This window comes from Psychrobacter sp. ANT_H3, from assembly GCF_027919975.1.
GTDB lineage: Bacteria > Pseudomonadota > Gammaproteobacteria > Pseudomonadales > Moraxellaceae > Psychrobacter > Psychrobacter maritimus.
The window spans coordinates 1-7,866 of the sequence record NZ_JAQISM010000036.1; the positions used below are offsets into that span (position 1 = coordinate 1).

Annotated in this window: 8 protein-coding genes and 2 pseudogenes; 5 read left to right on the forward strand and 5 right to left on the reverse strand. The window is 36.7% G+C overall.

Translation table 11 applies throughout. The features are described from left to right. Positions 1 to 190 (forward strand): annotated as a pseudogene (locus tag PG901_RS13215) (DMT family transporter); the annotation flags it as partial. A 253-nt stretch (positions 191 to 443) separates the two neighbouring features. On the opposite strand, the gene PG901_RS13220 reads toward PG901_RS13215, so the two are convergent. Further along, positions 444 to 1,034 carry a recombinase family protein gene (locus PG901_RS13220; RefSeq protein WP_144296423.1) on the reverse strand — a complete coding sequence of 197 codons (591 nt, stop codon included), beginning with the start codon at positions 1,032 to 1,034 and terminating at the stop codon, positions 444 to 446. 760 nt (positions 1,035 to 1,794) lie between these two features. Here PG901_RS13220 and PG901_RS13225 point away from each other — a divergent pair. Together PG901_RS13225 and PG901_RS13230 are read left to right on the forward strand one after the other, a co-directional pair. Continuing rightward, complete coding sequence (locus tag PG901_RS13225; protein ID WP_271134681.1) at positions 1,795 to 2,208, forward strand: surface-adhesin E family protein; 414 nt, start codon at positions 1,795 to 1,797, stop codon at positions 2,206 to 2,208. Between the two features lie 266 nt (positions 2,209 to 2,474). Next, positions 2,475 to 2,960, forward strand: coding sequence for a hypothetical protein (locus PG901_RS13230; RefSeq protein WP_271134682.1), 486 nt, complete (start codon positions 2,475 to 2,477; stop codon positions 2,958 to 2,960). Between the two features lie 760 nt (positions 2,961 to 3,720). Here the strand turns inward: PG901_RS13230 and PG901_RS13235 are convergent. The 3 genes and pseudogenes from PG901_RS13235 to PG901_RS13745 form a co-directional block, all read right to left on the reverse strand. Then, on the reverse strand, positions 3,721 to 4,884 hold the full coding sequence (locus PG901_RS13235; protein WP_271134683.1) for a zinc-dependent alcohol dehydrogenase: 1,164 nt from the start codon (positions 4,882 to 4,884) through the stop codon (positions 3,721 to 3,723). A gap of 218 nt (positions 4,885 to 5,102) precedes the next feature. Beyond that, positions 5,103 to 5,249 (reverse strand): annotated as a pseudogene (locus PG901_RS13740) (IS1 family transposase); the annotation flags it as partial. Beyond that, positions 5,236 to 5,352 (reverse strand): transposase-like zinc-binding domain-containing protein, encoded by a 117-nt coding sequence (locus tag PG901_RS13745; RefSeq protein WP_442966924.1) that lies wholly within the window; start codon positions 5,350 to 5,352, stop codon positions 5,236 to 5,238. The pseudogene PG901_RS13740 and the gene PG901_RS13745, both read right to left, overlap by 14 nt. Positions 5,353 to 5,428: 76 nt before the next feature. On the opposite strand from PG901_RS13745, the gene PG901_RS13245 reads away from it, so the two are divergent. After that, entirely contained in the window at positions 5,429 to 6,259 is an 831-nt protein-coding gene (locus PG901_RS13245; RefSeq protein WP_087814222.1) for a cation transporter, read from the forward strand. A 242-nt stretch (positions 6,260 to 6,501) separates the two neighbouring features. Further along, on the forward strand, positions 6,502 to 6,726 hold the full coding sequence (locus PG901_RS13750; protein ID WP_102077605.1) for a TdeIII family type II restriction endonuclease: 225 nt from the start codon (positions 6,502 to 6,504) through the stop codon (positions 6,724 to 6,726). A 558-nt stretch (positions 6,727 to 7,284) separates the two neighbouring features. Here PG901_RS13750 and PG901_RS13250 read toward each other — a convergent pair. Beyond that, positions 7,285 to 7,713 (reverse strand): PaaI family thioesterase, encoded by a 429-nt coding sequence (locus tag PG901_RS13250; RefSeq protein ID WP_191690772.1) that lies wholly within the window; start codon positions 7,711 to 7,713, stop codon positions 7,285 to 7,287. Between the last annotated feature and the right edge of the window lie 153 nt (positions 7,714 to 7,866).

Consider the following 7,866-nt stretch of genomic DNA (forward strand, 5'->3'; position numbering starts at 1 on the left):
CCGACACATTGAAGCGTACAAAGTCTCTAGTGCGGAATACTCAGGTTTACTAGGAGCGGTGGTGGTCGGAATCATATGGTTTAACGAAGTACCAAATATGACTTTGTTAATAGGTTCTGCGCTGATTATCCTACCTTTGATATGGCTTGCTACTCTTGAATCTATGAGGTTTAGACAAAAAACTGGGTAGGATAATAGCTTTTAAAACCTAATCAAGCTGATGTGCCATAAATAATAAGAAATAATAAAAGTTATGAATAAGACTAAAATGTTATTTAACGTTTACATCGGTTCATGCTTGACGAAACTGTAGATTACTTGTTAAACACTATAATAAGTCGGTTGCATGATTAAAAACTTCCAAGTTGGTTCTTATGTATCTAATAGTATCGTGTCTATAAAAAAGACAAACTGTTATTTAAAATACCTCAACTATTCAGCTGTTAGCCCTGCTTTAACACCCGATAAACCGTAGCCACCCCAACACCAACCGCCTTAGCAATCTCCTCTTTCGTCATATTGTTTTGACTGGCCAACTCTCTAATACGATTATGTTTCACTGTATTGGCTTTCTTACCTGTGGGCTTATAACCACTATTCGCTAACCCCTGCTTAATACGCTCTCTACGCTTATCGTTATCAAGCTTTGCCATCGTTGCTAACAAGTCGATCAGCATATGGTTAATCACTGCTAGGATCTCACCTGTCATGCCCTTACTTACCGTATGTGTGGTTGGTAGATCGGCCACCACCAATCGCAAGCCCTTGTCTTTGATGCGCTGCTTTAGAATTGCAAAATCATCTTGAGATAGCCTGCTTAATCTGTCCACGCTTTCAACCAGCAGAATATCGCCTTGATCAGCGTCCTTTAATAGCTTAGCTAATACTGGCCTATCGAGCTTTGTACCACTGAAATGCTCAACGTACTCAACATGGTTATCGTTATAGCTTTGGCTAAAGCTAATCAAGTCAGACAAGGCTCTCTTAGCGTCTTGATCCTTAGTGCTGGCTCTCACATAAATACGAACGGTCATAACGCCACCTATATTATTTAGACTTAATAACCAATGTTCATTGATAATAATAAGATATTACTATCATTTAACATTAATAACAAGCCTAATGATAGATATATTATCGTTTAGAGGTTTTATTTTTTAGGTATAGTCTATTAATAGTGGTGTCTTGTTTTATATGCACTAAAATAGCAGACAACTAAGAAGAGTAACCGATGATGAAATATATATTACTGTTAGTTTTTACACTTATGCCAATAGCTAATGCTGATTCATGGATTAAATTATACGTACCTAAAGGTTATATAAATTATATCGATAGAGATTCTATAAAAAGAAAAGGTGATTTTTCTTACTATACGATGAAAGATGACGATTCAGAAGACCGTTACTCAATCGTAAGATTTAAGCACGACTGTAAATATAGTGCGCGTCAAACGTTATCTAGGGATTCTTACGATAGAGTAACTAATAAACTTATACGTACTGATATTTACTCTACTAGTGAAATGATTCAGTACCCTAGGTCATCTACAATGATTAAAGTAGAAAATATGGTCTGTAGATAGTTGTTCACTTTCTTAGCATTAATTTCTTATAGGCTAATGATAGGAAAAAAGCACAGCAGCCAGTCTTATAATTCAAAAGTCTGTTATAGATGGTTCCATGCTAACAGTCTGCTTTAAGTAGTCTGTTAATAGGTTTGAAAGGTAAAATAACTGGTTTCCTTGGGGTATATGCTAGAATAAAAATATTATGTTTATATAAAGTAGTAGATATGAAAAAACTAATTGCATGTTCGTTAACTTTCTTAATCGCTATAGCAGCTAATGCTACTAACTGGGTCGAAATAGCTAACTATAAACAAGAGAATGATTTTTATTATATAGATACTGATTCTATGAATGTTACTAGTAAAGAATATCAGATGGTTACTGCTTTTTTTAAAACTAATAAGATGGACTTTAAGGTTAATGGTAAAACAGCTTACTCTAGTCGACAACAATGGGGTATTAATTGTAGAAATAGAAGTTATTCTATACTAGCTGTTGTATTTTACGACTTAAATGGAAGAGTTATAGATCGTTACGAGAAAGGTATATCATTCGTGCCATATAGAGTAGCTCACCCAGACACATTAGTTAGTGATATTTTAGACGAAACCTGTTCTATTGCAGGTTTTAATAAATAGCGTATAAATATCACGAATAGCGAGCCCTTCCTAAAAACTGTGTAACTACATATTCAGCTTATGGAGATACTTACACAAAGTTTAGGAAAGCCTCGCTTGAGGTCTAATCAATCTTTTTGATTAGGTAATAGACCATTGTAAGCACTCAATTTAATCACTGTTAAAAACCAAACCAACTATATTGCGAGTTGGTTTGGTTTTATAAAAAGATTTTAGCTTTTTCCCTTTTATTAACATTATTCAAAAATGGTTTATTAAGGTCACCTATGAAAAATATTTCCTTGTTAACTGTACTAGTATCATCGTTTCTTACAGGATGTGCGACTATTCCAGGATCATCTCAATCTGAACTAACTCAAGATGAGTATGTTAATTATGCCGCAGCTTTTGGAATGCTTGATACGTGTTTGTATCAAGGTCTTATGGATGGTGAGACACATGCTAAAGCTATGTCTGTGTTTAACGAGGGGTTTGTTGTAAAAAACAGGATCGTAGATAAAAGTAAAATGAGCGTACTGACTTCTAATGCTAGGAGTAATTATGAGCGTGAAGCAGCGGCATATCCTCAAGAGTTGCGTTTTCAGTGCCAAAAAATGTCTGGAACGATTCAGGTTGATTATAGAGAAATCCAAGAACAAAAACGTAATAATCAAATCAACAATCAACGTCCAGTTTATACACCAACCTATAACAAAAGCTCTACTACCTCTTGCAATCAATTTGGTTCTCAAGTTATATGTAATACATTCTAGACTAATTTAAAAACTGAACATCTAAGTAGATGGTCGAGCCTATCCCAGATTCTGTGTAACCGCTATTTACTCCCGATCAATACTTACACAGAATCTGGGATGAGCTCTACAAAACACAAACTACAAATTTAAGACCATAAACTAAATTGTGCTCTTAATCAGGCTTTAAAAAGTGGATTCGTACTCACGGATAGAATGTGTATGGCAGGTACACCACGAAGTACACTGGAACTGTTTTGTGAGTAAAGTCGTTGATACTATTAGCCCACAGCCAAAGATTCAAGTCCTCACTAGGGTACCGAACCAGTGAAATTGGTTTGTCATAGGTATACTTACAATAGATTATAGTGCAATGGGAAGATAGAACTAAGACAATTAAAGAGCTGATTAAAGAACTCCAAAGTTTTGAGGACCAAAACTTGATTGTTATGATAACTAATGATGAAGGTGAAACATTTAACTCGGTAAAGTTGGTTAGCAGAGGGTTTGTAGCTAATAAAGATGATCCTGATAAATATAAGAAAGTTTATTGTGCTTTACACTTCTAAGCTTTAAGACCATCTAAGACAGTTAGTTAGTTTTTTAATCCCTAAACCCATGAAAATCGGTTGGGGGGTGATTTTTTTGCCGTGTGCAGAGAAAAGCAAGTCAAAGATTTTTTTACTAGCTGCTTTAGCGATAACCATTATTTAGGATAATCTCGTTAAAGCAGCTATGACCTAACCTTTAAATGTTAAAAGTTAAGGGTAAATTTGAAAAATTAAGGAGTTAAAATGACTTTACGACATTCTTCTTCACGCTTTTCGAAAATTTCATAACCTTTAGCAGCGTCAGACAAATTCATACGGTGAGTAATAATAGCTTCAGGTGATAAATCACCATTTTCAATATACTCTAATAATTGTGGTAAATACTTGTGTACATGGGTTTGGCCCATTTTGAAAGTAAGCCCTTTATCAAAAGCGTCACCAAATAAGAAACCATGAATGGGTCCTGCATACACACCAGGAACACTAACGACCCCGCCACGACGCACAGCTGCAATACATTGACGTAAAGCTGCACCACTTGACCCTTCAATTTTCAAATTGGTCATTATTGTTTCTAGCATACTACCTTTGGCTTCAAAGCCAATCGCATCAATAACGCCGTCAACGCCGCGATGTCCTTTGGTCTGTTCAATGATGAATTCAGCAGCATCTACCTTATCGAAATTAACCGGAATAGCCCCGTACGTATCTTTGGCATACTGCAAACGGTAGTCATTATGATCTACCACGAAGATCTGCTCAGCGCCTAACATTTTGGCACAAGCTGCTGATAATAACCCAACAGGACCCGCACCATAAATAGCTACGGTTGAACCTTTAGTAATATTGGCATTAGTCACGGCCTGCCAAGCAGTCGGTAAAATATCTGATAAAAATAAAACCTTCTCATCTGACAGTGAGCCAGGTACTTTGAACGGATTAAAATTACCTTTAGGAACCCGTACAAATTCTGCTTGTCCACCAGGAATCCCACCATATAAATGGCTAAAACCAAATAAAGCAGCCGGTGGCGGAATTATTTTTTTATTAAGAGCAGCGCCTGGGCCTGTATTTGTAGTCTCACAAGCAGACATTAGGTCATGCTGACAGAAAAAGCAGTTACCACATGCAATAACAAAAGGAATAACAACTCTGTCGCCTTTTTTAACAGCAGTGACTTCAGGGCCTACTTCTTCAACCACACCCATAAACTCATGACCGAAGATATCGCCTTCCTCGGTTGCAGGTATTTTGCCACGATATAAGTGTAAATCTGAGCCACAAATTGCAGTTGCAGTCACACGTAAAATAACATCATCTTTTTCTTGCAGTTTAGGCTCTGGGACATTGTCCACTCGCACATCTTTAGCACCGTGGTAGGTTAAAGCACGCATAATTTCTCCAATTAAGTAAAGCTTGCAGAATCTCGATAAACAATAATCTGTGATAATACAAGATGAAAGTTATTAGAATCAGTGGTTTATGTTAACTAAGTTAAGTATTACTCAATTATATTAGCACCTTGAAAATCGAGATTTATAATTAACGTGTGTTAAAAAGGTTGCGTGTTGTAAGTAAAAAATTGGGTGGTGGTTCAAAAAGTAGGCTAACATTAGACATACCCATGATTGATGTAAAAGAAAGCTAAATCAAAGGCTTTAAAGTGATTTTCCAGCTTTTTAGAAAAGTTACAACTTCGCCTAAATGCTCGCCTTACTCGATGTCTGATAGTGCAATTATTACCTTCAATGCCTTTTGTAGTCTTTGTATTTATAGTTTCGCTTACCATAGCTTTTGAAACCATTTTTCTTTATATTGTCACTTAGACAGGCTGGGCATTTGATGTATAGTGTCATTTGCATTTCACTATTTATCAATTTCTCAGCCTGTTTTTTTCCAGCCTACTTTTTGAACCACCACCCGGATATAAATGTAGCTATGAATAAAACAACTTTTAAAATATCGAAGATGGACTGCCCTTCGGAGGAAAACCTAATCCGAATGAAATTAGAGGGCCACTCGAATATTGAACATCTTGAGTTCGACATTCCTAACCGTCAATTAACTGTGTTTCATCATGACAATATAGAAGGGATAGAGACTGCTATTCATGACCTAAAATTAGGAGACACCCTACTCTCGACCGAAACCATTGACCCCTCTGATCCCAACAATAATTTTAAAATTGATGCTGACTCTAGTCACAAAAAAGATGCTGAGCAAAGAAAGCTACTATGGATAGTGCTGGTCATTAACTTTGCTTTCTTTATTATTGAAATGAGCACGGGACTGATTTCTCGTTCGATGGGGTTGGTCGCCGACAGCTTAGATATGTTAGCAGATAGCTTCGTGTACGGAATTAGCTTATTTGCGGTCGGTGGAACGGTCATTAAGAAAAAACGGATTGCTAGAATTGCCGGATATTTTCAAATTACGCTAGCGATTCTTGGTTTTTTAGAAGTACTAAGACGTTTCTTTGGCAATGAGCAGTTACCTGACTTTTCTACCATGATAGTCATATCGATTCTTGCGCTAATTGCAAACTCGATTTGCCTCTATTTACTACAAAAATCGAAAAGCAAAGAAGAAGCCCATATGCAAGCCAGTATGATTTTCACTTCAAACGATGTGATTATCAATTTAGGGGTAATTGTTGCAGGAATTTTGGTTAATTGGTTACACTCTAGTACGCCTGATTTGATTATTGGTAGCATCGTATTTGCTTTAGTTATTCAGGGCGCCTTTAGAATATTGAAGTTGAGTAAGTAGCCAAGCCTAATAACTGAAGCAAATAGCTCAAGTAAGTAGCTTAATTAAACCGCTAAGTGTAAAGTAACTGGGTTTGAAGCAAATAAACATCATAAGGATATGAGACCTCAAGCAATGATTGAACAAACTTTAAATCTAGTCACCACCAAAGACCATCAGCAAGTTGCCGTTTGGCGAATAATAGATGATGAAGTCTTTGATAAGAATCTGGTGGTGGTCAACTAATTTAGGACACTAATAAAATTCAAACCTACATCGCCATTCCTTATAACCCTGAGTCGAGAACGGATAATAATTATAAGCGTTGGGGCAACTTTTATGACCGCCAAGATCTGTTAGTAGGTGACGAATTATGGCAGCTTGTGTCAGGTGGTCAATTTTCACTCAATGATATGGTTGATATTTTTAGAGAGGTCGGTGCTGAGTCTAAAGAAGATATCGAGAAGGCTTTAAAGAGCCTTTCCTAAAAAGTGTGTAACTATCATTTAGATTGTAGAAGTACTTACACGAAATTTAGGAAAGGCTCTATGATTCCTATACATTTTACGCTAAAAAAAACCAAAGGCTTTATGTCAAAATAGCGGGAGGGAATGTAGATTCTTATTTATTCCATAAGAATCTAGCAGACTCTGTTAACGTAGGAGAGTATTCCTCTAAACTAGATAACCAAGGTTATTACACGCTCCCATATTCAGGTAAATATGAATTGCGTATTCTTCAGCCACGCTCTCAAGCTTCTAGAGGGAAAACCCCTGCGTATTGGCTAGAAGTATCTATTCTATAGTTATATAAGCTTAATATTATAATGCTGACCTACGCTATCACATACACAGACTGTAATACTCATGCTGAGTATTACAGTCTGTGTAGCGCACCGATCACAAATAAAATTTGTATGGTAAGTACACTGGGACTATTTCTTAGCCCACAGCCAAAGATTCTAGTCCTCACTAGAGAACTATACCAGTAAAGACGCCTGATCTATTTCACTAGGATTTGAGCAAAGGGCTTTAATTTGATATCTTTTACATATTTTCAGACTTGTTCTTGGTTGGTGGTACTGAGTAGGTTCCCACAACATGGGCAACTAATTCGTCAGATCCATCTGAGTATAAAGAAACCTCACCTACGACTAGACTTCTTCCAACTTTTAGCAGTTTGCACTCAGCAATAATGAGTGATTTTGCAGTTGGTTTACGTAAAAAGTTGATAGTTAGACTCGTGGTTACTGCTAATGGTACTATGCCAATTCTACCTAAGATAGCCACATAAAGAGCCACATCAGCAATTCCCATCATTACAGGTCCCGATACAGTACCTCCAGGTCTCAAATCATCTAAACTGATATCATGGGATAAAATTGACCCACTGCTATTTACTGCCTCAATCTTGTACTTTGCTTGAGGGAACTCAGACTTCATGAACTCAGCTATCTCTTCCTTGGTTGCTGACATAGGGCTTCCTTTAATCTAACTGTTATTGGTACCTCTATTCTATCCTAACTTTCCACCTTACTACGATAAAAAGTTATAGAACCGTTTTAGTTCAGAGCACTAGTTTTAAAGTCCTTGACGGTTTGCTGAGATGTATAGTCTATTGATAGGTTA

Bases quoted from the DNA above. Each gene is read 5' to 3' on its own strand.
- PG901_RS13220 (WP_144296423.1), bottom strand. From the start codon at position 1,034: ATGACCGTTCGTATTTATGTGAGAGCCAGCACTAAGGATCAAGACGCT.
- PG901_RS13225 (WP_271134681.1), top strand. From the start codon at position 1,795: ATGAAAAAACTAATTGCATGTTCGTTAACTTTCTTAATCGCTATAGCA.
- PG901_RS13230 (WP_271134682.1), top strand. From the start codon at position 2,475: ATGAAAAATATTTCCTTGTTAACTGTACTAGTATCATCGTTTCTTACA.
- PG901_RS13235 (WP_271134683.1), bottom strand. From the start codon at position 4,884: ATGCGTGCTTTAACCTACCACGGTGCTAAAGATGTGCGAGTGGACAAT.
- PG901_RS13745 (WP_442966924.1), bottom strand. From the start codon at position 5,352: ATGCAAATGACACTATACATCAAATGCCCAGCCTGTCTAAGTGACAAT.
- PG901_RS13245 (WP_087814222.1), top strand. From the start codon at position 5,429: ATGAATAAAACAACTTTTAAAATATCGAAGATGGACTGCCCTTCGGAG.
- PG901_RS13250 (WP_191690772.1), bottom strand. From the start codon at position 7,713: ATGTCAGCAACCAAGGAAGAGATAGCTGAGTTCATGAAGTCTGAGTTC.